The 22052-nt window shown below is 65.1% G+C and carries 20 protein-coding genes; 15 read left to right on the top strand and 5 right to left on the bottom strand.

Annotation, left to right across the window (positions count from 1 at the left end; translation table 11 throughout):
- The first annotated feature begins 99 nt into the window (after nt 1-99).
- Nucleotides 100-588, top strand: coding sequence for a MarR family transcriptional regulator (locus tag EDE12_RS09990; RefSeq protein ID WP_024880369.1), 489 nt, complete (start codon nt 100-102; stop codon nt 586-588).
- A gap of 68 nt (nt 589-656) precedes the next feature.
- Nucleotides 657-3176 (top strand): excinuclease ABC subunit UvrB, encoded by a 2520-nt coding sequence (gene uvrB, locus EDE12_RS09985; RefSeq protein WP_026598914.1) that lies wholly within the window; start codon nt 657-659, stop codon nt 3174-3176.
- A 57-nt stretch (nt 3177-3233) separates the two neighbouring features.
- Here uvrB and EDE12_RS09980 read toward each other — a convergent pair whose 3' ends face one another.
- Entirely contained in the window at nt 3234-3734 is a 501-nt protein-coding gene (locus EDE12_RS09980) for a hypothetical protein (protein WP_134188072.1), read from the bottom strand.
- 200 nt (nt 3735-3934) lie between these two features.
- On the opposite strand from EDE12_RS09980, the gene EDE12_RS09975 reads away from it, so the two are divergent.
- The 9 genes from EDE12_RS09975 to EDE12_RS09935 all read left to right on the top strand — a co-directional run bounded on the left by EDE12_RS09975 (nt 3935) and on the right by EDE12_RS09935 (nt 14105).
- Nucleotides 3935-5026 (top strand): AAA family ATPase, encoded by a 1092-nt coding sequence (locus EDE12_RS09975; protein ID WP_024880366.1) that lies wholly within the window; start codon nt 3935-3937, stop codon nt 5024-5026.
- A gap of 57 nt (nt 5027-5083) precedes the next feature.
- A complete protein-coding gene (locus EDE12_RS09970; RefSeq protein WP_024880365.1) occupies nt 5084-5515 on the top strand; it encodes a hypothetical protein in 432 nt (143 codons plus the stop codon).
- A 70-nt stretch (nt 5516-5585) separates the two neighbouring features.
- A complete protein-coding gene (locus EDE12_RS09965; RefSeq protein WP_024880364.1) occupies nt 5586-6038 on the top strand; it encodes a MarR family winged helix-turn-helix transcriptional regulator in 453 nt (150 codons plus the stop codon).
- A 101-nt stretch (nt 6039-6139) separates the two neighbouring features.
- The gene (locus EDE12_RS09960) at nt 6140-7444 is read left to right on the top strand and encodes an SCP2 sterol-binding domain-containing protein (protein ID WP_024880363.1); all 1305 of its coding nucleotides are present in this window, start codon (nt 6140-6142) and stop codon (nt 7442-7444) included.
- A gap of 129 nt (nt 7445-7573) precedes the next feature.
- Complete coding sequence (locus EDE12_RS09955) at nt 7574-8179, top strand: TetR/AcrR family transcriptional regulator (protein ID WP_024880362.1); 606 nt, start codon at nt 7574-7576, stop codon at nt 8177-8179.
- 229 nt (nt 8180-8408) lie between these two features.
- Entirely contained in the window at nt 8409-9269 is an 861-nt protein-coding gene (locus EDE12_RS09950) for a TauD/TfdA family dioxygenase (RefSeq protein ID WP_024880361.1), read from the top strand.
- 160 nt (nt 9270-9429) lie between these two features.
- Nucleotides 9430-10725, top strand: coding sequence for an adenylosuccinate synthase (locus EDE12_RS09945; RefSeq protein ID WP_024880360.1), 1296 nt, complete (start codon nt 9430-9432; stop codon nt 10723-10725).
- A gap of 32 nt (nt 10726-10757) precedes the next feature.
- On the top strand, nt 10758-11990 hold the full coding sequence (locus tag EDE12_RS09940; protein ID WP_026598911.1) for a hypothetical protein: 1233 nt from the start codon (nt 10758-10760) through the stop codon (nt 11988-11990).
- An 81-nt stretch (nt 11991-12071) separates the two neighbouring features.
- Complete coding sequence (locus EDE12_RS09935; protein WP_026598910.1) at nt 12072-14105, top strand: NAD(+) synthase; 2034 nt, start codon at nt 12072-12074, stop codon at nt 14103-14105.
- 425 nt (nt 14106-14530) lie between these two features.
- Here the strand turns inward: EDE12_RS09935 and EDE12_RS09930 are convergent, their stop codons facing one another.
- From EDE12_RS09930 to EDE12_RS09915, 4 genes are all read right to left on the bottom strand, one after another.
- On the bottom strand, nt 14531-15223 hold the full coding sequence (locus tag EDE12_RS09930; protein WP_026598909.1) for an SDR family NAD(P)-dependent oxidoreductase: 693 nt from the start codon (nt 15221-15223) through the stop codon (nt 14531-14533).
- A gap of 38 nt (nt 15224-15261) precedes the next feature.
- Complete coding sequence (locus EDE12_RS09925; RefSeq protein ID WP_026598908.1) at nt 15262-16119, bottom strand: CmcJ/NvfI family oxidoreductase; 858 nt, start codon at nt 16117-16119, stop codon at nt 15262-15264.
- Nucleotides 16120-16191: 72 nt separating this feature from the next.
- Nucleotides 16192-17313, bottom strand: a complete 1122-nt coding sequence (locus EDE12_RS09920) for a GGDEF domain-containing protein (protein WP_026598907.1) — start codon at nt 17311-17313, stop codon at nt 16192-16194.
- A gap of 221 nt (nt 17314-17534) precedes the next feature.
- Nucleotides 17535-18206, bottom strand: coding sequence for a CDP-alcohol phosphatidyltransferase (locus tag EDE12_RS09915; protein ID WP_026598906.1), 672 nt, complete (start codon nt 18204-18206; stop codon nt 17535-17537).
- A 170-nt stretch (nt 18207-18376) separates the two neighbouring features.
- Here EDE12_RS09915 and EDE12_RS09910 point away from each other — a divergent pair, with 170 nt between their 5' ends.
- The 4 genes from EDE12_RS09910 to EDE12_RS09895 form a co-directional block, all read left to right on the top strand.
- Nucleotides 18377-19213 carry a transketolase gene (locus EDE12_RS09910; RefSeq protein ID WP_084768543.1) on the top strand — a complete coding sequence of 279 codons (837 nt, stop codon included), beginning with the start codon at nt 18377-18379 and terminating at the stop codon, nt 19211-19213.
- Nucleotides 19213-20157: a transketolase C-terminal domain-containing protein gene (locus tag EDE12_RS09905; RefSeq protein WP_051592504.1), complete on the top strand. Its 945-nt coding sequence runs from the start codon at nt 19213-19215 to the stop codon at nt 20155-20157. The genes EDE12_RS09910 and EDE12_RS09905 overlap by 1 nt, the downstream gene beginning before the upstream one ends.
- The gene (locus EDE12_RS09900) at nt 20154-21260 is read left to right on the top strand and encodes an NAD-dependent epimerase/dehydratase family protein (protein WP_051592503.1); all 1107 of its coding nucleotides are present in this window, start codon (nt 20154-20156) and stop codon (nt 21258-21260) included. The genes EDE12_RS09905 and EDE12_RS09900 overlap by 4 nt, the downstream gene beginning before the upstream one ends.
- Nucleotides 21261-21603: 343 nt before the next feature.
- A partial coding sequence (locus EDE12_RS09895; RefSeq protein ID WP_245511932.1) for a polysaccharide biosynthesis/export family protein occupies nt 21604-22052 on the top strand: 449 nt, incomplete at its 3' end.

Raw genomic sequence — 22052 nt, 5'->3', positions numbered from 1 at the left:
TTTCAAGGGAGGCGAGGCGCGCTTGCGGCAAATTCATTCGGCGGATAATATCTCGATGATAAGTATCTTTATGTCAAGATATATGGGCGGACTCACAAAATGAACCAGGACCGCGCTGCGCTGGCCGCTCGGCAATGGAGCCGCGAAAGGCCCGATTTGGACACTTTTCCGATGGAGGCGCTGGGTCGGCTGCTCGAGCTGGCGTCGCGGATCTCTCGCGACCGGCTCGCTCCCGTCTTCGCCGCTTTCGGCTTGCAGAACGGGGATTTCGACGTAATGGCGACGCTCCGCCGCGCCGGCCCGCCCTATGCGCTGACGCCCACGGCGCTCTATGAGGCGACGATGATCTCCTCTGGCGGCATGACGGCGCGTATCGATCGGCTGGAAAAAGCCGGCCATGTGGCGCGCGTCAAGCATCCGACGGATCGGCGCGCCGCGTTGGTGGGGCTGACCGAGCAGGGGAGGTCGCTGATCGACGAGGTCTTGCCCCGCCATGTGAAGGCCGAAGCTACGATCTTGTCCGCGCTGACGGAAGACGAGCAGAAGACTCTCGACCGGCTGCTCGCCAAGCTTTTGGGCGGCCTGTAGCGCCGGCGGTGGCGCGGGGCGTTTCTTCGCGCTTCCATCCTCGTGATTCCGGGGCCATATTCGCGGCCATGGCCTCTGCTCCGAAAAAGCCGAAAAACCCTGCTCGCCCGACGCGCGCCAAGGCCGCCAAGCCCGAGGTGTCGCCGATCGCGCCGCATTTGCAGGCGCTGCTCAATCCCGGCCTCGCCGAGCGGCAGGCCGGCTTCGAGGAGGCGCCTCAGGCGGCCTATGACGTCGGCTCGGTCGATGGGGAGCTGGCCGAACGGCTCGATCTCGGTGGCGCGGGCGGCGTCTCGGCGACGATGGAGAGCCTCGAGCAGCTGCTGAAGCTCGGCGATCCCAATCTGCGCGAGAAAAAGCCCTGGACGCCGCATCGGCCGGAGCGGCCGCAAAAGAGCGAAGGCGGCGTCAAATTCGATCTCGTTTCCGATTATCAGCCGCGCGGCGACCAGCCGCAGGCGATCGAGGAGCTGGTCGCCGGCATAGAGGCGAATGAACGCGATCAGGTGCTGCTCGGCGTCACCGGCTCCGGCAAGACATTCACAATGGCGCAGGTGATCGCGCGCACGCAGCGGCCGGCGCTGGTGCTGGCGCCCAATAAGACGCTCGCGGCCCAGCTCTATGGCGAGTTCAAAAGCTTCTTCCCCAACAACGCCGTCGAATATTTCGTGTCCTATTACGATTATTATCAGCCCGAGGCCTATGTGCCGCGCACCGACACATACATCGAGAAAGAATCCTCGGTGAATGAGCAGATCGACCGCATGCGCCACGCCGCCACGCGCGCGCTGCTCGAGCGCGACGACGTCATCATCGTCGCCTCTGTCTCCTGCATCTACGGCATAGGCTCGGTCGAGACCTATACGGCGATGACATTCGGCGTCAGCATGGGCGAGAAGCTGGAGCAGCGTCAGCTGGTCACCGATCTCGTCGCTCTGCAATATCGCCGTATCGGCTCCGATTTCACGCGCGGCACATTTCGCGTGCGCGGCGATACGGTCGATATTTTCCCGGCCCATTATGAAGACCGCGGCTGGCGCGTCTCCTTCTTCGGCGATGAGGTCGAGTCGATCTGCGAGTTCGATCCGCTCACCGGCAAGAAGACGCAGGACCTGGAATTCGTGAAGGTCTACGCCAATTCGCATTATGTGACGCCGCGTCCGACGCTGCTGCAATCGATCAAAGCGATCAAGGACGAATTGCGCGGGCGGCTCGGCGAGCTGAACAACGCCGGACGTCTCGTCGAGGCGCAGCGATTGGAGCAGCGTACGCGCTATGATCTCGAGATGATGGAGGCGACCGGCTCTTGCGCCGGCATCGAGAATTATTCGCGCTATCTCACCGGGCGTAGGCCCGGTGAGCCGCCGCCGACTCTGTTCGAATATCTGCCGGACAATTCCATCGTCTTCGCCGACGAGAGCCATGTGAGCATTCCGCAGATCGGCGCCATGTATAAGGGCGACTTTCGCCGCAAGGCGACGCTCGCCGAATATGGCTTTCGCCTGCCGTCCTGCATGGACAATCGTCCGCTGCGCTTCGAGGAATGGGATGCGATGCGCCCGCAATCGGTCGCCGTCTCGGCGACGCCGGGCAATTGGGAGATGGAGCGCACGGGCGGCGTCTTCGTCGAGCAGGTCATTCGTCCGACCGGCCTTATCGATCCGCCGGTGGAGATACGTCCGGCGCGCTCGCAGGTCGATGATCTTCTCGGCGAGGTGAAGGCGGTGAGTGACGCGGGCTATCGCTCGCTCGTCACCGTGCTGACCAAGCGCATGGCGGAGGACTTGACCGAATATCTGCATGAGAATGGCGTGCGCGTGCGCTACATGCATTCGGACATAGACACGATCGAGCGTATCGAGATCATTCGCGATCTCAGGCTCGGCGCCTTCGACGTGCTGGTCGGCATTAATCTTCTGCGCGAGGGATTGGACATTCCCGAGTGCGGCTTCGTCGCTATTCTCGACGCCGATAAGGAAGGTTTTCTGCGTTCCGAGACCTCGCTGGTGCAGACGATCGGCCGCGCCGCGCGCAATGTCGACGGACGCGTGATCCTCTATGCGGATCACATCACCGGCTCCATGCAGCGCGCCATGGACGAGACCGACCGCCGCCGCGCCAAGCAGCAGGCCTATAATGCCGAGCATGGCATCACGCCAGCGAGCATAAAGCGCGACATCGCCGATATTCTCGGCTCGCTCGCCGAGCAGGATCATGTGACGGTGGACGCTGGCCTCTCCGAGCTGGCGCCGGGCCACAATATGCAGGCGACGCTCGCCGATCTCGAGAAGCGCATGAAGGCGGCCGCCGCCGATCTCGCCTTCGAGGAGGCGGCAAGGCTGCGCGACGAGATTTCCCGCCTGCAACGCGCCGAGCTTCTCGCCGAGGCCAATCCGCTGATGCGTCCGCGCGGAAGGGGAGGGGAGGCGCCTGCGATCTCCGGCACACGCGCGCACAAGCCGACCGACGCCGATATGGGTCCGCATAATTTCGGCGGCGGCGAAGCGCGGCCGCTGTCGCGTCCCGCGCCGCGGTCGATGGCGGGCAAGGCGGGGACGAAGGTCGTGAAGGGGAAGCTGAACAAATAGCGAAGTTGGTGAAGGGAACGCCCAGATAGGCGATCTCTCGTTCGTCTCTGTTATTGATCAGGTCGAAAAGTCACAGACGATTTCGCCGCTGGATCCCTTCGGAATTTTGGCGGAATGACCAAAGGGAGCGCGATCCGGGTCCGTCTTTAGAGCGCGGTTTGCCGCCGAAACTTCGGTTCCGAAAACGCGGAGCACCGCGGAACGCGGTTCCGAGAATCGAATCCGCCATTGCTGTACGCCGTTTTCATTTCCCACTGCGAACTCCAGCTCTTGCAACTTGAGTCCTCGCCAAAATCCGTCCAGCGGCACCACGACCTGCGTATATTCTCCCTTGTTGACGGATCGCGCTTTGCCAATTCCGGCTCTTATCTCGGGAGGAATTTTTACGCTAACCGACTGGTTTACTTTCGTATTCTTGGAGTCTGCGTCATTGCCGTAGCGATCTCCGATATTTTTATGGAGAGTCGTGAAAGCTTGTGATTGACGGCAGCTCGCTGCTTCGTTGAAGAACGCGTCGAAATCGACAGGGTCGGCGTGTAGAGGAGTCACAAAAAGCATAGCTATTCCGCACCACAGACTTCGCATGGCCGCTCTCAATCTATTTTTGTTGAACCTGAACTATTTGATTTTCCCGGGACCAGCTTGTCAAGGGCGGTGCGGGCGTCCATTCGGCGCGGTGAATTGTTTTGACACTTGCCGCACTCCGCCGCTTCCGCCATCCTGGCCGCGATACAATCGATCGAGTCGAAAAATTTCCCATGCCCGTCTGGACCAATGAACAGGAGCGCGCGCTCTCGGCCGTCGCCGCATGGCTGAAGGACGGAAAGGCGCAGCTGTTTCGTCTGTTCGGCTATGCCGGCACGGGCAAATCGACGCTGGCGCAATATATCGCCGAGAGCGTCGATGGCGATGTCGCCTTCGGCGCCTTCACCGGCAAGGCGGCGCTGGTGATGCGCTCCAAGGGGTGCAAGGATGCGCGCACCATTCACAGCCTCATCTATCGCGCCACCGATACGGAGACGGAGGAGCCGGCTTTCGAGCTGAACGAGGACAGCGACGCGGCGAAAGCCAAGCTCATCATCATCGACGAATGCTCCATGGTCGATGAGGAGCTCGGCCGCGATCTTCTCTCCTTCGGCAAGAAAGTGCTGGTGCTGGGCGATCCGGCGCAATTGCCGCCGGTGAAGGGCGGCGGCTATTTCACCGAGGCCGAGCCGGATGTGATGCTGACGGAAGTCCATCGCCAGGCGGCGGATAATCCGATCGTGCGTCTCTCCATGATCATTCGCGAGGGCGGACGGCTCGATTATGGCGTCTATGGCGAGACGCAGGTGGTGCGGCGCGACGCGCTCGATCCCGCGCTCATCACCAATGCCGATCAGGTGCTCGTCGGCCTCAATCGCACGCGCCGCGCCTATAATAATCGCCTGCGGCAATTGCGCGGCTTCACAGGCTCGCTGCCGCAATCGGGCGAGAAGCTGGTCTGTCTGCGCAATAATCGCAAGAAGGGCCTGCTCAATGGCGCGCTGTTCAAGGTGAAGAGCGCCGGCGCGGTGCGGCGCGGCAAGGTGCGGCTGCTGGTCGAGCCGGAGGAGACGGCGGGGAAATTCCAGCGCGTCGGCGTGCTGCCGCAATTCTTCGAAGGCGGCGACGCCGAGATTCCTTACGCGCAGCGCAAGGATTCGGATGAGTTCGACTTCGGCTATTGCCTCACCGTGCACAAGTCGCAGGGCTCGCAATGGGACGATGTCGCGCTGTTCGACGAGTCCTTCGCCTTTCGTGAGCATCGCGCGCGCTGGCTCTATACGGGCGTGACGCGCGCCGCGCGCAAGCTGACGGTGGTGACGTGATTTCGTCGCGACGCTCGTGACGATGGACGGGCGGCTCCTCATAGAGGACCAGATGCGATGGCTTTATCCGAGGACGATGCGATCGAACGGCTCGCTTCGAAAGTGATCGATCGAAGCTTGCCGAAGGCGGAATGGACCCATGCGGCGCATTTCGCGACGGCGCTATGGCTTTTGCGGAACCGGCCCGACCTCGCGACGCCCCTGGAAATCCGCGAAATCATAACGCGCTACAATGAGGCGACGAACACGGCCAATACGGATGCGAGCGGCTATCATCACACCATCACGCTGGCTTCGATGCGGGCCGCCGCCGAACATTTGCGCGCTCACTCCCCGGATGCGCCGCTTCATGCGGTGCTTCTATCGCTCATGGCCTCGCCGCTCGGTCATCCAGACTGGCTCTTGTCCTATTGGAGTCGCGAGACTCTGTTCAGCGTCGCCGCCCGGCGGGCCTGGGTGGAGCCGGACCGCGCGCCATTGCCGTTCTGAGCCTTCGCTCGTCGATGGCGCGGACGCTCGCGCTTGACGTCGGCACGATAGGGGCATATGCATCTATCTTATGAACGAGCCCGATCCGGCCGAAGTCAGAGCCTGCGCCGCGAGCTGCGCGGTCGCCAATGTGCGACGCGCGGCGCGTGCTATCGGCAAGCTCTATGCGGAGAGTCTTTCCGGGCTCGATCTCGAGCCGACGCAATATTCGCTGCTCGTCGCCTGCTCGCTGGCGGAAGGTTGGACAGTCAGCAAGCTGGCGGAGGTTTTCGTTCTGGATCGCAGCGCGCTCGCGCGCAATCTGGCGGTGATGGAAAAGCGGGGGCTCTTGCGCGTGAAGGCCGGCGAGGATCGCCGCACGCGCGAGGTGACGCTGACCAAGCAGGGCCGCGCCATTCTCGCCATTGCGCTGCCGCTTTGGCGCGCGGCGCAAACCAAGGCGGAAGAGAAATTCGGCGCCGAGAGATTGGCGCATCTCGTCGGCGAGTTGCGCGCGCTCGCCGCGGCGGTTCAGGACGATTGACGCGTATCTTTGGCGAACGAGAGCGTGCCTGAAGGCTCGCGGTCCAGTTTTCGTGAGGCGCGCGCATCGCACGGCTCACGCGCAAAAAGGGGCATATGCACATGTCTATGCAGGCTCATGAGATCGCTTCGCCGCCGGCGCGAGAACCGTTCGAGGCGCGACGCTTGCGCGAGATGGCGCTTTCCGCCGGCGCGGATGATGTCGGCTTCGTCTCCATCGACGATCCGGCGATCGCTTTCGAGCGCGCGGAGATTCTCGCCGCCTTTCCCTATGCGCGAACGCTCGTCTCTTTCGTGATGCGGATGAATCGCGAGAATATCCGCAGCCCGGCGCGCTCGCTGGCCAATGTGGAGTTTCACCGCGTCGGCGACGAGACCGATGCGGTGTCGCATCGGCTGACGCGAATGCTCGAGGATATGGGCGTGCGCGCCGCCTATCCTGCAATGGCCTTTCCGATGGAGGCGGCGCGCTGGCCAGCCAAAATGTGGGTCGTCTCGCATAAGCCCGTCGCCGTCGCCGCCGGGCTCGGCAAGATGGGCGTGCATCGCAATGTCATTCATCCGAAATTCGGCAATTTCATTCTGCTCGGGACGGTGGTCGTCGATGTCGCGCTCGATTCCTATTCGCGCCCGCTCGATTACAATCCCTGTCTCTCCTGCAAGCTCTGCGTCGCCGTCTGTCCGACGGGCGCGATAGCGCCGGACGGCGGCTTCGATTTTGCCGCCTGCTACACGCATAATTATCGCGAGTTCATGGGCGGCTTCATGGATTGGGTGGAGACGATCGCCGATGCGAAAAGCGCCGCCGGCTATCGCGAGAAGGTCGAGGATGCGGAGAGCGTCTCCATGTGGCAGAGCCTCGCCTATGGGCCGAATTACAAGGCCGCCTATTGTCTCGCGGTCTGTCCGGCGGGCGAGGATGTGATCGGCGCTTATCGCGGCGATCGAAGCGGTTTTCTGCAGAGCATCGTCGATCCGCTGAAGAAGAAGAAGGAGACAATCTATGTGACGCCGCTATCGGACGCCGAGGATTATGTGAAGCGCCGCTTTCCGCACAAGAGGGTGAAGCGCGTCGCCAATGGCATGCGCGCCGCCTCCATAGCGAGCTTCGCGCGGGGCCTGTCGCTGCGGTTTCAGAAGAAGCGCGCGGCCGGCCTCTCGGCGGTCTATCACTTCGCCTTCAGCGGCGCGGAGCGCAAGGACCTCACCGTGCGCATCGACAATGGCCGGCTCGAGGTCGGGGAGGGGCTGATCGGAAAGGCGGATCTCGTGATCCGCGCCGATGCGCAGAGCTGGCTGCGCTTTCTGCGCAAGGAGCGGAGCCTGCTATGGGCGCTGGTCACACTCGAGATCAGGCTGCGCGGCGACCCACGGCTGCTCGCGGCCTTCGGTAAGTGTTTTCCGTGATGTTTCGCCTTCCGATCGAACGGAATCGGCTCCAATGTGAGAACGCCGATCCAATAGGATCGCAGAGTGCTCTATATGTACGAGAGCGCCGGCTTTCCTGTGGCGCGGGCGCAGATCACGCGAGGGGCCATGGATAATGCGTCGAGGTCGCAACGAACCCGCAGGGCGGTCATCCAGGCCGCGCTGGCGATCATCGCGCGCGACGGGCCGGGGCGCTTGACGCTGGACGCGATCGCCCGTGAGAGCGGCGTCAGCAAGGGCGGGCTGATGCATCAGTTCCGCACCAAGGAAGCCGTGCTCAAGGCTCTGCTCGAGCATCAGATCGAATATTTCGCGGATTTTTCGCGCGCCTATATGGCCGAGCACGGCGCCGGGCAGGCCGCGCCCCGCCTCGCCGCGCAAATTGCGACGCTGCGCCAAACGCTGATCGAGCCGCGTTCCGTGGCTTTCGCTATTTTCGGCGCCCTCGGGCAGGATCCGAGCCTCCTCGCCATCACGCGCGAGAATGATGCGGAATCTTTGGAGGCGATCAAGGCGGAGGCGAAAGATCCGGATTTGGCGCTGCTGCGCTGGGCGGCGGCGCGCGGCTTGGCGTTGAGCGCCCTGCTGGGCATGTGCCCGCTCAGCGAGGAGGAGCGCGACCGCTTGTTCGAGCGCCTGCTCGACGAGGCCTCTTGGGACGAGCTGTCCGAAAATGCCGATGGCTCCCCGGCGCCGTCCGGGCCGAGAGAGTAGCAGCCTGCTGATTTTATGTGAGAAAGCCCGCAGAAATGCGGCTGCCACAAAAACAAACCATCTAGACGGTTTTTAAGATGGGTGCTAATCCTGCCGCAGTGAGGCGAAGGGCGAGCGCCCGCCTCGGACGAGGAGGGGGCCGATGCCGGCTCGCCTCCGCGCCCTATCTCGAGCCGGGCAGGCTCGCCGATCCGACCCTCTGGCTCGCAGCCGCCAGGAGAATCATCCCATGAGGTCGCCCTCGGCCGAAGCGAAATTGGAGGTTTTGGATCTTACGCCGCATATCGGCTCCGAGGTCGCGATCGATGTCGCGGCTCTGATGAGCGGACGTCATGCGGCAGAGATTCGCGATCTTTTGGAGCGACGCGGCATCCTCGTCTTTCGGGGGCTCCATCTCGACGACGCGCAGCAGCGCGCCTTCACCCGAACGATCGGCGAGCTCTTGCCGCAGGGCGATGACGGCCTGTTGCGGATAACGCTCGACCAGGCGGCGAACCCGGCCGCGGCCGAATATCTGAAGGGCTCCTTCCATTGGCATATAGACGGCGCCACCGACGATGCGCCGACCGCCGCCTCTGTCCTCAATGCGAAGCGGCTGTCCACGACGGGAGGGCAGACGGAATTCTGCAACAGCTGCGTCGCCTGGGAGGAAATGCCGGACTCGGTGAAGAAATCTGTCGGCGATCTTTATGTGGTCCACAATGTCGAGACGGCGCAATGGCTGGTCAATCCCACGCCCTCCTATGAGGAGCTGCGTCGTTGGCGCAGTCATGCGCCGAAGGTCCATCCGCTGGTCTGGACCAAAAAATCGGGCCGCAAATCGCTCATGCTCGGCTGCACCGCCTCGCATGTGGACGGCGCCGACACGGATGAAGGCCGCATGCTGCTGCGCGAGCTGATGGAATGGGCGACGCGGCCTCGCTATGTCTATCGGCACCAGTGGCAGGTCGGCGATTTGCTGATCTGGGACAATACCGGCGTTATGCATCGCGTGACCCCCTATGATCCAGAGAGTGGGAGATTGATGACTCGCACGGCGATCAAAGGGGAAGAGCCACAGCCGCCGGGGCGCGAGAGCGGCCGCTTCTGATCCGGCGTTCGCGCTCAGGCTTTCTGCGTCCGGCCGGCCCCACGCGCGAGCCGCCTTTGACCCTTTCCGCGATTTGCGCTAAACGATTGCCGTAACGAGCCCCGGCGTTACCCGCCGGGGTTTTTTCTTGGGCTCACGCGAGAAAGCAGACTGAAGCGCCATGGCGAATGTAGTCGTGGTCGGCGCCCAATGGGGCGACGAAGGCAAGGGCAAGATCGTCGATTGGCTCTCGCTCGAGGCAGATGTGGTGGTGCGCTTCCAGGGCGGCCACAATGCGGGCCATACGCTCGTCATCAATGGCGTGACCTATAAGCTCGCGCTGCTGCCATCCGGCATAGTGCGGCCGGGCAAGCTCTCGGTCATCGGCAATGGCGTCGTCGTCGATCCGCATTTTCTCGTCGGCGAGATCGAGCGACTGCGCGAGCAGGGCGTCGAGATCGGCCCCGAGAATTTCAAGATCGCCGAGAACGCCCCGCTCATCCTCTCGCTGCATCGCGAACTCGACGCTTATCGCGAGGAGGCGTCCGGCAATGGCGTGAAGATCGGCACCACCAAGCGCGGCATCGGCCCCGCCTATGAGGACAAGGTCGGCCGCCGCTCGGTCCGCCTGATGGATCTCGCCGAGCCGGATACGCTGGACGAAAAGATCACCCGCCTGCTCGCCCATCACAATCCGTTGCGCCGCGGTCTCGGTCTGCCGGAGATCGAGCCGGCGAGCGTGCGCGACGAGCTGCTCTCCGTCGCGCCGCAGGTGCTGCCTTACATGGATGCGGTGTGGGAGCTGCTCGAGGATCTCCGCCGCGCCGGAAAGCGCATTTTGTTCGAGGGCGCGCAGGGCGTGCTGCTCGATGTCGACCACGGCACTTATCCTTACGTGACCTCCTCCAACACGGTCTCCGCCTCGGCGGCCAGCGGCTCCGGCCTCGGACCGGGGGCGATCGGCTATGTGCTCGGCATCGCCAAAGCCTATACGACGCGCGTCGGCGGCGGGCCTTTCCCCACTGAGCTGCACGACGAGATCGGCACGCTGATCGGCGACCGCGGCCATGAGTTCGGCACCAACACCGGGCGCCGGCGGCGCTGCGGCTGGTTCGACGCCGTGCTGACGCGCCAGGCCGTGAAGACCTCCGGCATCGACGGGATCGCTTTGACCAAGCTCGATATTCTCGACGGTCTCGAGACGATCGAAGTGTGCACCCATTATCTTTTGGACGGCGTCCGCATCGATCGCCTGCCGGCCTCGCAATCGGCGCAGGCGCGGGTGGTTCCCGTCTATGAGACGATCGAGGGATGGCAGGGAACGACGGGCGGCGCCCGCTCCTGGGCCGATCTCCCGGCGCAGGCCATCAAATATGTGCGCCGCATCGAGGAATTGATCGGCGCTCCGGTCGCGCTCCTCTCCACAAGCCCCGAGCGCGATGACACGATTCTCGTGCGTAATCCTTTCGAGGATTGACGAGAATCGCCCGAGGTGGTCTTAGAAGCCCCATGGCCGACTATTATTCGCTGCTCGCCCGCGCGGTCGCCGCTCTGCCGCAATCCGCGCCGGAATCGCGGCAAGCGGTCTATGAACGAGCCCGCAAGGCGCTGTTCAACCAGCTTCGCAGCATTCAGCCTCCCGTCGCCGAGGAGGATATAGAGGCCGAAGGCCGCGCTTTGGACGAGGCCATCGCGCGCCTCGAGCTCGAGGTCGTCCGCGAGCAGAGCGGGCGAGAGCCCGTCGCCGCGCCGGCGCCCAAGGAGAAGCGCGCTCCCGAGCCGGAGACGAAAGAGCCGCTCAAAAGCGCGGAGCCCGTCGAGCCGAAGCCGGAAAAGCCTGTCCCCGTCGAGAACGCGCCTCTCGCCGAGAAAGCGCCGTCGGCCGAAAAGCCCGCTTCACTGGAGGACGCGCCGACGCAGCCGCAGCGGCCTCCCGCGCCGCTGCCGCCTCTGCCGGAGCCCACCAGCGTCTCGCGCCGCGTCATCGTCATCGGCGGCGTGCTCGCCGCTGTGGTGGCGCTGGTCGCCGTTCTGGCGCTTCAATTCCGCGAGCGGCCCGAGGATCTCGCCAAGCTGCAGCCGGAGCCTTCCGCCGTGGAGAGCGGCGAGGGCGGCAAGCTGGCCGATCGCATCGGCGGCGAGAGCGACGCGTCGCCGCCGCCGTCGCGCGCGCCCTCGGAGCAGCGGAGCCAGCCGGTCGCCGTCGCGCAAAAGGCCGAGCTCTGGGTCGCCGCGCCGGAGGAGGCCGCCAAGGTCAAGACATTCCCCGGCACCGTCGTCTGGCGGCTGGACAGCATGCCGGCCGGACCGGGCCAGCCGGTCTCGCCGGCGATCCGCGGCGAGATCGATTTCCCGACCGCCAAGCTGAAGACGACGATCGTCATTCAGAAGAATCTCGATCCGACGCTCTCGGCCTCGCATACGGTGAATCTGTCGTTCAATCTCGGGGCGGGCAATGAGCTGAAGCGCATAAAGGCGATCGGGCCGATTCAGATGCGCCGGCCGGAGGCGCAGTCGGGCGAGCAGGTCGCCGGCGTTCCCGTGCCGATCACCGACAACGCCTTTCTCATCGGCCTGCTGCGCGGCAATCGCGAGGCGCGCAATGTCGTGCTGCTGCGCTCCCCCATGGTGCTCGATCTGCCGTTGCAGCTCGAGGACGGCCGTGCGGCGACGATCTCGCTCGAGAAAGGCCCCGGCGGCGAGCGCGTCTTCGCCGATGCGCTGGACGCATGGTCGAAATAATCTCACCGAAACTAATCTCAGTGAATTAGGCGCGCCGCCGCGCCTTCACGTCATGGCCGCCGCGGCCCTATAATCGCGCGCATGACGCATCCTTTCTTCTCGCTCCATTCGCATGGCTTCGTTCGCGTCGCCGTGGCTGGCCCGCGCACGCGCGTCGCCGATCCCGCTTTCAATGTCGCGCGCACGATCGACATGGCCCGCGAGGCGGACGCGAAAGGCGCGTCGCTGGTTCTTTTCCCCGAGCTCGGGCTCAGCTCCTACGCCATAGACGACCTCCTGCATCAGACGGCGCTGCTGGACGCCGTGGAAGCGGCGATCGGGCGATTGCTGGAGGCGAGCCGCGCATTGCAGCCGCTGATCGCGGTGGGCGCGCCGCTGCGCTGGCGCGGGCGCCTCTATAATTGCGCGGTGATCCTGCGGCGCGGCGAGATACTTGCCATCACGCCGAAAATCTATCTGCCCAATTATCGCGAGTTCTACGAGAAGCGCCATTTCGCTTCCGGCGCCTTCATCGCCGGCGAGGAGATGGAGATCGCCGGCCAGACTGCGCCTTTCGGCTCCGACGTGCTGCTGGAGGCGAGCGATTTTCCCGGCCTCGTGATCCATACGGAAATTTGCGAGGACGTTTGGGTTCCGATCCCGCCCTCGACGCGGGCGGCGCTCGCCGGCGCGACCGTGCTGCTCAATCTCTCGGCCAGCAATGCGATCGTCGGCAAATCCGATTATCGCGCGACGCTCTGCTCTGCCCATTCGGCGCGCTGCCTTTCCGCCTATCTCTATTCGGCCGCGGGGCAGGGCGAGTCGACCACCGATCTCGCCTGGGACGGCGAGGCGATGATCTATGAGAATGGCGCGCTGCTCGCCAAAGCGAAGCGTTTCGCCGATGAGCCGCAGCTGATTCTCGCCGACATCGACTTAGGGACGCTCGCCGCCGAGCGCATGCGCCAGGTCACTTTCGGCGATTGCGCGGACATAGAGGCGGGCGCGACCAGCTTTCGCCGCATCGCCTTCGAGCTGCACGCGCCGCGCGACAAGAATCTCGGCCTGCTGCGCGAGGTGGCGCGCTTTCCCTTCGTGCCGGATGACGAGGCGCGCCTCGCAGAATTGTGCTTCGAGGCCTTCAATATTCAGTCGCACGGCCTGCGCCAGCGGCTCGCGGCGGCGAATTTTCAGCGCCTCGTCATCGGCGTCTCGGGCGGGCTCGATTCCACTCACGCGCTGCTGGTCGCCGTCACCGCCTTCGACGCGCTGGGCCTGCCGCGCGAGAATATTCTCGCCTATACGCTGCCGGCCTTCGCCACCACCGATCGCACCAAGGCCAACGCCTGGCGGCTGATGCGCGCGCTCGGCGTCTCCGCGCAGGAGATCGATGTGACGGCCGCCTGCCGGCAAATGCTCGAGGACATCGGCCATCCCGCCGCCCGCGGCGAGCCCGTCTATGACACGACCTACGAGAATGTGCAGGCCGGCGCGCGCACCTCTCTCCTGTTCCGCCTCGCCAATCGACATGACGCGCTGGTGCTCGGCACCGGCGATCTCTCGGAGATCGCGCTCGGCTGGTGCACCTATGGCGTCGGCGATCAAATGTCGCATTACAATGTGAACGCCTCGGTGCCGAAGACGCTGATCCAGCATCTCATCCGCTGGTGCGCGCGCGACGCTCATTTCGGCGCCGAGACGGTCGCCGTGCTGCGCGATATTCTCGGCACGGAAATTTCGCCGGAGCTGGTGCCGGGCGCGAGCGTGCAGCGCACGGAGGATGTCGTCGGTCCCTATGCGCTGCAGGACTTCAATCTCTTCTACACGACGCGCTACGGCTTCGCGCCGTCCAAGACGGCGTTCCTCGCCTTTCACGCCTGGAGCGACGCCGCGGCCGGGCGCTGGCCCGTCGATGTTCCGGCTAATGAACGCCGCGCCTATGACGTCGAGGAGATCAAGCATTGGCTCGGCGTCTTCGCGCGGCGCTTCTTCGCGACGAGCCAGTTCAAGCGCTCGGCGCTGCCCAATGGACCGAAGGTCAGTTCCGGCGGCTCTCTATCGCCGCGCGGCGACTGGCGCGCGCCCAGCGATTCGAGCGCCGCGGCTTGGCTCGCGGATGTGGAAGAAATTCCCTGAGCCGCGACCGCTCGTCGCTCTCGCTAGATGGCAAGCTGAAAGCGGTTGTAAAAGACGCGGACGTCAACACGCTGGGGCCGAACTCACGGCCGTGCGCCTCGCCGGCGCATCTGCGTCGGCGAGACCTGAATGAGGCGGGCTGCGCAAAGGAGCGAACGCTCGCAGGCCCTCCGAACGACTGCTCAAAGTCAGATATTCGCGGTCACATATTCGCGAAAGCGGTGATCGCGGCAGTGACGGCGGCGCAGGTCGCGACGATCGATAGGATAGCCGTAATCGTGTTCATGAGCGCTTTCCCCGTTTTATTCGTCGTTATGGGGACGAGCGCGCCGTGCCTAGCGGGCGCTCGCCCTGGGTCGACGGCTCACGATAACACGCCTTGGTCCACTTTGCGACATTTTGTCGCGCTGCAGATTCAGCTTTTGTCAAAATTTCTCGCACCAGGGCCGAAGCTCGACCTCGAAGGACCAGGCGCTGCGCTTTTGGCGCAAGAGATCGACATAGGCGTCGGCGATGGCGTCGGGCTCGAGCGTCGCGTCGGCGGGATCGACGCGGCCGGCGTCGCGAATCACGCCGTCTATGACGACATGGGCGACATGCACGCCCTTCGGCCCCAATTCGCGCGCCGCGCTCTGCGCCAGCGCCCGCAGCGCGAACTTGCCCATGGCGAAGGGGGCGGAGATCGCATAGGCCTTCAGGCTCGAGGTCGCGCCGGTGAAGAAGAGCGCGCCGCGTCCGAGCTTCTCGAAGCGCTTGGCCGCCTCGCGCGCGACGAGAAATCCGCCGAAAGCGTTGACGTCGAAAGCGCGCCGCACCGCCTCCGGATCGAGGTCGGCGAGCGATCCGCGGATGCGCGCGCCGGCATTGTAGACGACGACGTCGATCTCGCCGAGCTTGCCCTCCGCCGCTTTGAACAGCGCCTCGACCGAAGCGGGATCGGTGGCGTCGGCGGAAAAGCCCTCGGCGCCGGTCGCCGCCGCGATGGGAGCGAGCCGCTGCGCGTCGCGGGCGACCACGCCAACCTTCAGCCCGGCGGTCGAGAAGCGCTGCGCCAGCGAGGCGCCGACGCCGGGGCCGGCGCCGACGATGAGCGCGGCGCGATAGGGAATATCGTTCATTTTTCGTCCTCGAGGCTCGGCCGCATGCGCGGCGAGGGTCAGTCGTCGAAAGCGACGAAGCAGCGCAGCTCTATGCTCTCGCGTGGGCGGGCGCCCTGCGGCGTCGCCGGATCGTCGAAGGCCGTGTGAGGCGAAAAGCGCGCCACATCGGCGCGGGAATCATAGCATTTGAGCAGCAGAACCTCGCCGCGCCGCATGCGCGGATAATAGAACCAGCGCTGCTGCGGCGAATAGGCGAGGGCGTAGGTCTCGCCGCGCCGGTCGCGGAAGACGAGATCGCAGGCGACGAGATCGCCCGGCGCGACGCTGCGCGCGTCGCAGACGGCGAGCGGCGCATCCTCCACCGGGCCGAACAAAGGCCGCCACACATTGATGATGGCGAAGCGTGGGCGCGAGAAGCGCTCGGCCGCATCCCCCATGATCTCGCGCAGGCGCTTGGGCGCGGAGTGGTGCGTATGATCGACATGGGCGCGGCCCACGGGCTCACGCGGCGAGCCGTCGACCGAGCGCCGAAAGCTCATTGGGCCGGGGCGCATGCGCTTGCGCAGCGTATGGTCGAAGATATGGACGTCGCGCGCGCCGAGCGCTCGCTTCAGCAGCGCCTCGGTCTCGGGATAATAGATCGCGCGCAATTGCGCCTCGCTCCAGAAATCCTCGACCAGAGTCGGCGCCTCGAGGAGCTGGAATCCTTCGCGATCGATGGCGGCGTCCGCGGCGTGGCGGCGCGCATCGGCGATCTTGGTCTGCTGCGGCAAATATTCGCCGCTCTGCCAGCCCGCGCCCGGCGGCGGCTCGAATGTATAGGAGACCGGCTTTGTGTCGGTCGGCTTCAGATAGAAAAGCTCGGCGATCGTCGCCGCGCTGTCGGCCGGAGCGCCGGAACGGCTCGTCTCCATGCTCGTCGCCTTCGGTGGAAAAAAGCGCCTCGCGCGCCACGCCGGATAAATCTACCAGTCTGGTCGAAATATTCAACGGGGCGAGAGATCGGCGTCGACAGTGACGAGATTGCGCCCGCGCGATTTGGAGACATAAAGCTTGGCGTCGGCGCGCTGGATCAGGCTCTCGGCGTTCTCATGCGGGGCCAGCTGGGCGACGCCGAAGGAGGCGGTGATGCGGCCGATCGGCGCGCCGCCCTTGATCGCCCATTTCTTATTCTCGAATTCGGCGCGAATGCGCTCGGCCGCCATTTTCGCCTCGGCGAAGGAGACGGCGGGCATGATGATCGCGAATTCCTCGCCGCCATAGCGCGCGACCGTGTCCTTCTCCTCGACATGCTTGGTCATCGTCCTGGCGAAGTTCTTCAGCACCTCGTCGCCGATGAGATGGCCGTGGCCGTCGTTGATCTTCTTGAAATGATCGATATCGGCCATGATGAGGCTCAAGGAGCTCGCCGACGAAGCCGCGATCTTCGCCTCGCGCGCCAGCGTGTCGTCGAAATGGCGGCGCGTGAAAACTTGCGTCAGCGAGTCGCGGACATTGAGCTCCTGCGTCTCGGCCAGCTCGGCGCGCAATTCGGTGATCTGCCGCTGCGAGTCCTCCAGCCGGCGCTGATGCTCCTCGGTCTCGCGCAGCATCTTTTGATTTTCGGCGATCAGCAGCACGATGGCGGCGCGGATCTGATCCGGGCTCGTCGTCGTGGTGAGCTCCTTATGGCCTTTCACAAGGGCCGCGGAATAGGTCTTGTTGCTGTCGAGATGCGAGCGCACCAGCGTGAGAATCGTGCCGAGCTCGCCGTCGATCAGCCGGCGCGTCTTGGCGAAATCCTCCGGCGCCCCTCCTGCGACTGCGCCACCGCCGCGCCCCGAGCGCGTGACGATCTCCACCACGCGCGGCGTTCCCAGCACGACGCCGATGAAGGCGACGGAGATCAGCGCCAGATTGCGCGCCAGGGCGAGCGGCTCATGGGCGACGCGAAAGCGCTCACCGGAGGCGCCGACGGCCGTCGTCTCCCAATTGTCGAGCGACCACGACCAGAGCGAGGAGGGGTCCGGCGTCGAGAAAAAGCCGGCTTGGCTCAGAGCGAACACGCCTGCAGCCGCGACGAGCGCGCAGCCCGCGACCAAAGCCCAGCTTCTCGAATCGAGTTTCATCTTGGTCCGTCTCTCCCGTCTCGGCCGCCGAGACAATTCTATCCGCATCGTCTCGCCAGCGGGAAAAACATGCACGCCGACGGGACGCGAATCAGAAAATGCTCGGAAACTATTTTCCTCTCTCCTCGGCAGGCGTCCATAGCGACGTTCGCGCCGGCGCGCGAAGACTTTCGAGCCAAAGCCGATTTTTTGGAGGAGATGGCCGCGGCGGGCGGCGGGGCTCAGACGCCCCGGCCGCTCTCGTCCATCGCGACGCGGCGCGCGTCGGAGAGCGCCTTGATCGCGAGCCCGCAAATGGCGAAGCCCGCCAAAATCATGATGGCGGCGTCGAGCCGGGACACGCCGACGTCATTGGTCTCGTCTATTCCCATGGCGTGGGCGGCGAAGGGCCAGAGCGCCATCAGCAGGCGGAATTCGGTCGCGCCGAGGCCGATATAGGCCATTTGCTGAACGTGGCGGACGATCGCGCGAATATAAGTATAGGCCGAGAAGAGCAGATAGCAGATCAGGACGACGAAGGCCGACTCGATCGACAAGAAGGGCGAGAGGCCGAAGGCGACGATCAGCAATATTTGCGAGAAGAGATCGAATGTGTGCTCGACGAGGCCGAGCCGCGGATCGGCGGTCTTGCGATGCAGCGCCAGCCGGCCGTCCAGCGCCGCGCCGAACCAGTTGAGAAAGACGCCGAGCGGAATCAAGGGCATCCACAGCGCCGACCAGCGGCAGCCGATGAGCGCCACTGCGGCGACGCAGGCGCCGAACAATCCGATGCGGGTCAGCTGCAGAGGCGTCACGGATTCCGGCAGCTCGATCACGATCGCGCGCACGAGCCTTTGTTCGGCCGGAGCCAGAAAGCTCTGATAATGCCCGGCCTTATGATCGGCGGTCTTCATGTGCGACGCACTCCGCGGTTGTCTCCGCTCGATCGTTTGCGCTTCGGACGATTTTACCATTGTCGCATATCGGCGTCGGCGCGCAAGCCCGAGCGAGAGTCGCCGGCCTTAAGCCAAGCGTTAACCTTTCGAAAGGCATAGTGGCCGTGAAAATGGCGAGGACATGACCGATGGCGAGAGCAGGCTCGGCGCGGGGCCGGAAACATTCGCCCCTATCGCAGGACGGCGCGGCGGCGGCCGCGCGTTGCGCTGCAGCGCGGCGACGCGTCATTTCCATGTCCTATAGCGCCAATTCCGCGCATCTCGGCTCCTCGCTCGGCGTCGTCGAAATCCTCGACGCCGTGCTCGCCGTCTCCGATCTGCGTCCGGCGACCGCCCGCGCGACGGAGCGTGATCGCGTCATTCTCTCCAAGGGCCATGCGGCCATGGCCTATTACGCGGCGCTCGAGCAATATGGACTCGTCGCGCCGAGCCTGCTCGACGCCTATCTGCAGAATGGCACGCCGCTCTGGGGCCATGTCGGCCTCACCGAGGCGGTCCCCGCCATAGACGCCACCAGCGGCTCGCTCGGTCATGGCCTATCGCTGGCGACGGGCTTTTCGCTCGGCCATCGTCTGCGCGGAAGCGATCATCGCGTCTTCTGCATTCTCTCCGACGGCGAATGCGACGAGGGCTCCATCTGGGAGGCGGCGCTCTTCGCCGGCGCGCGCAAGCTCTCCTCGCTCACCGCCATCGTCGATTACAACCACATTCAATCGCTGGCGCCGACGCGCGAGGTGATGGACCTCGAGCCCTTCGGCGCCAAATGGCGCAGCTTCGGATTCGAGACGATCGAGCTCGACGGCCATGATTGGGCAGCGCTCGTCGCGGCGCTCGAGCGGCCCTCGCGCGGGCGTCCGCGCGTCATCCTCGCCCATACGGTGAAGGGCAAGGGCGTCGCCCGCATAGAGAACACCGTCGCCTCACATTACAAGCCGGCGCTCGCCGCGGATCTGGAGCTCGCCTGATGCGCAAGCGGATCATCGAGCTTATCGAGGCCGACGCCAGCGTCGATCCCAGAATCGTGTTTCTGACCGGCGATCTCGGCTTCTCCTTTGTTGAGCCGCTCGAGCAGGCGCTCGGCGAGCGCTTCGTCAATATGGGCGTCGCCGAGGCCAATATGGTCTCGGTCGCCGCCTCGCTGGCCGCCAGCGGTTTCCGGCCTTTCGCCTATTCCATCGCGCCCTTCATGACGGCGCGCTGCCTCGAGCAGATTCGCAACGACATCTGCTATCAGCGCCGGGCCGTGCGGCTGATCGGCGTCGGCGCCGGCTTCTCCTATGGGACGCTGGGGCCGTCTCACCACGCGCTCGAGGACGCCACGATCATGGCGGCGCTGCCCGATCTCGTCGTCGCCAATCCGGGCAATGCCGCCGAGCTCGATCGCTGTTACGCGGCGCTGCTCGACGATCCGCGCCCCGCCTATTTCCGCATCGCCCGCGAGAGCGGCGCATCTTATGGCGCGCCGATCTTCTCGCCGCAGACAGCGGCCTTTGCTGCGCGTCGTGGAGGGGATGTGACCTTGGCGGCGAGCGGCGGCTCGGTGACGCAATGTCTCGCGGCCGCGGAGGCTTTGGCGGGGGAGGGGATCGAGGCCGCTGTCGTCAGCGTTCCGATCGTCCAGCCTTTCCCGATGGAGGCTTTCGCCGCGCTGCTGACTGGCGCGCCGGTCGTGTCGGTCTTCGAGGGCTATCGCGGCAATCCGCTGTCGGTCGGCGTCATGGAGGCTCTTCTCGCGCGCGGGATGGGCGAGGCCTTCGTCGATCTCACCGCTCCGCAGGCGTTTCCGAGCCTCGTCGGCGACACGGAGACGCTGCGCCGGCGCGCCGGGCTCGATCCCGCCGCCATCGCCGCGCAGGCGCGCGCGCTCATCGCAGGCTGCGGCGCCCGCAAGATCGGAGCGCGCGCATGAATGCGGCTCCCGATGGCGCGCTTCTGCTGAATCATCCGCTCTATCGCGCGGATATCGCCGATATTCTCGCCGCCGATCTGCCCTGGGAGCGGCTCGCCGGGCGCACCATTCTCGTGACTGGGGCCAATGGCTTTCTGCCGGCGATGATGGTCGACGCTCTGCTCGCCCTCGCCGAGAGCCGCCCCGACATCGGCCCGAATGTGCTGGCGCTGGTCCGCTCGCGGGAAAAGGCCGAACGCCGCTTTCGCGCGCATCTCGACAATCGCGCTCTGACGATCGCCGAAGGCGATGTGGTCGAGCCCTTCGATCCGCCCGGCGCGGTCGATATGATCGTCCACGCCGCCAGCCAGGCGAGCCCGCGCTATTATGGAGTCGATCCGGTCGGCACGGCGGCGCCCAATGTGATCGGGACCTCGCGCCTGCTCGATCTGGCGCGGCGCAAGAACGCCTCCCGTTTCCTCTATTTCTCCAGCTCGGAGGTCTATGGCGCGCTGCCGCCGCAGGCCCAGCCGGTGGAGGAGACGGTCTTCGGCCGGCTCGATCCGGCGACGCAGCGCGCCTGCTACGCCGAGTCGAAGCGCATGGGGGAGACGCTCTGCGTCGCCCATTGCGCGCAATATGGGACGCAAGCCGTCATCGTGCGGCCCTTCCATACTTATGGGCCGGGCATGCGGCTCGACGACGGCCGCGTCTTCGCGGATTTCGTGCGCGACATTGTGACGGGGCGGGACATCGTCCTCAATAGCGACGGATCGGCCGAGCGCGCCTTCTGCTATCTCGCCGACGCCGCGCGCGCCTTCTTCGCGGTGCTGCTGAATGGCGAGGCCGGCCATGCCTATAATGTCGGCAATGGCGAGGCGGTCACTTCCGTCCGCAGCCTCGCCGAGACTTTGGTGGGTCTCTATCCGGAGCGCGGCCTGTCGCTGCGCTCGAGCGTTCCGCTCTCGGGCTATCTGCCGAGCGTGGTTCAGCGTTCCGCCCCCGACACGACGCGGCTGGAGACGCTGGGATGGCGTCCGCGCATCGGCATCGCCGAGGGCTTTCGGCGCACCATCGATATATATGGTGATATTTTCACGGACGCCGCCGTCGCGGCCGCTTGAGCGCTCTCTCGCGAGCGAAAATCCTCCGATCGGTCGGAATTCGCGCCCGAAATCCGAATTCCTTTTGAGACAGCCGATCTCGAGGCGCCTGCATTTTGTTAACCATGCCCTGTAGCGAACGGGCCACAGCTGCGCGATAAAGAGCCGGCGCGGCGCGTCGGGCCTTGTCTTCGCCAAAGAGACGGGGTCATTTGGGCGCGCGGCGAAGCTCCGGGAGCGGCTCGGAGCATTGGTCGGGGGCGGCGTGGTTTTGAAGACGCTTCGTATTTTCGGGGTTTTGGCGGCTGCTTCGCTTTCGGGCTGCAGCCTGCTTCCGGGCAGCGGCCCTTCGGGCGATGCGGTGATGACCGCGGGCATGCCGAGCGAATCGCAGCCGGAGACGGCCTTCGCCCTCGTCGAGATCGACGGCCAAGTGGTGGCGGCGCTGGCCAGGCATGGCGCGCCCGGCCTGCGCGGCTCCTTCGGCGATTATCGTCCGCCGGCCTCGCAGCCGATCGGCGTCGGCGACACGCTGCAGATCACTCTTTGGGAGGCGGCCTCGGGCGGCCTGTTCTCCTCGCCGGCGACGGACCGAACCAGTCCGGGCTCGCGCTCGGCGGCGATTCCCGATCAGACGGTCGGGCGCGACGGCTCGGTGACGGTTCCCTACGCCGGGCGGATACAGGTCGCCGGCCGCACCCAGCAGGAGGTGGAGGCCGTCATCATCGATCGGCTGCGCGGCAAGGCGATCGAGCCGCAGGCGCTGGTCAATGTGTCGCGCAACATCAGCAATACGGCGACGGTGACGGGCGA

The organism is Methylosinus sp. sav-2, assembly GCF_004366495.1.
Classification (GTDB): Bacteria; Pseudomonadota; Alphaproteobacteria; order Rhizobiales; family Beijerinckiaceae; genus Methylosinus.
This window is presented reverse-complemented; position numbering and strand designations above follow the sequence as displayed.

Bases quoted from the DNA above. Each gene is read 5' to 3' on its own strand.
- EDE12_RS09920 (WP_026598907.1), bottom strand. From the start codon at position 17,313: ATGAAACTCGATTCGAGAAGCTGGGCTTTGGTCGCGGGCTGCGCGCTC.
- EDE12_RS09900 (WP_051592503.1), top strand. From the start codon at position 20,154: ATGAATGCGGCTCCCGATGGCGCGCTTCTGCTGAATCATCCGCTCTAT.
- EDE12_RS09990 (WP_024880369.1), top strand. From the start codon at position 100: ATGAACCAGGACCGCGCTGCGCTGGCCGCTCGGCAATGGAGCCGCGAA.
- EDE12_RS09910 (WP_084768543.1), top strand. From the start codon at position 18,377: ATGGCGAGAGCAGGCTCGGCGCGGGGCCGGAAACATTCGCCCCTATCG.
- EDE12_RS09980 (WP_134188072.1), bottom strand. From the start codon at position 3,734: ATGCTTTTTGTGACTCCTCTACACGCCGACCCTGTCGATTTCGACGCG.
- EDE12_RS09965 (WP_024880364.1), top strand. From the start codon at position 5,586: ATGAACGAGCCCGATCCGGCCGAAGTCAGAGCCTGCGCCGCGAGCTGC.
- EDE12_RS09970 (WP_024880365.1), top strand. From the start codon at position 5,084: ATGGCTTTATCCGAGGACGATGCGATCGAACGGCTCGCTTCGAAAGTG.
- EDE12_RS09950 (WP_024880361.1), top strand. From the start codon at position 8,409: ATGAGGTCGCCCTCGGCCGAAGCGAAATTGGAGGTTTTGGATCTTACG.
- EDE12_RS09925 (WP_026598908.1), bottom strand. From the start codon at position 16,119: ATGGAGACGAGCCGTTCCGGCGCTCCGGCCGACAGCGCGGCGACGATC.
- EDE12_RS09945 (WP_024880360.1), top strand. From the start codon at position 9,430: ATGGCGAATGTAGTCGTGGTCGGCGCCCAATGGGGCGACGAAGGCAAG.
- EDE12_RS09960 (WP_024880363.1), top strand. From the start codon at position 6,140: ATGTCTATGCAGGCTCATGAGATCGCTTCGCCGCCGGCGCGAGAACCG.
- EDE12_RS09930 (WP_026598909.1), bottom strand. From the start codon at position 15,223: ATGAACGATATTCCCTATCGCGCCGCGCTCATCGTCGGCGCCGGCCCC.
- EDE12_RS09915 (WP_026598906.1), bottom strand. From the start codon at position 18,206: ATGAAGACCGCCGATCATAAGGCCGGGCATTATCAGAGCTTTCTGGCT.
- EDE12_RS09905 (WP_051592504.1), top strand. From the start codon at position 19,213: ATGCGCAAGCGGATCATCGAGCTTATCGAGGCCGACGCCAGCGTCGAT.
- uvrB (WP_026598914.1), top strand. From the start codon at position 657: ATGGCCTCTGCTCCGAAAAAGCCGAAAAACCCTGCTCGCCCGACGCGC.
- EDE12_RS09975 (WP_024880366.1), top strand. From the start codon at position 3,935: ATGCCCGTCTGGACCAATGAACAGGAGCGCGCGCTCTCGGCCGTCGCC.
- EDE12_RS09955 (WP_024880362.1), top strand. From the start codon at position 7,574: ATGGATAATGCGTCGAGGTCGCAACGAACCCGCAGGGCGGTCATCCAG.
- EDE12_RS09940 (WP_026598911.1), top strand. From the start codon at position 10,758: ATGGCCGACTATTATTCGCTGCTCGCCCGCGCGGTCGCCGCTCTGCCG.
- EDE12_RS09935 (WP_026598910.1), top strand. From the start codon at position 12,072: ATGACGCATCCTTTCTTCTCGCTCCATTCGCATGGCTTCGTTCGCGTC.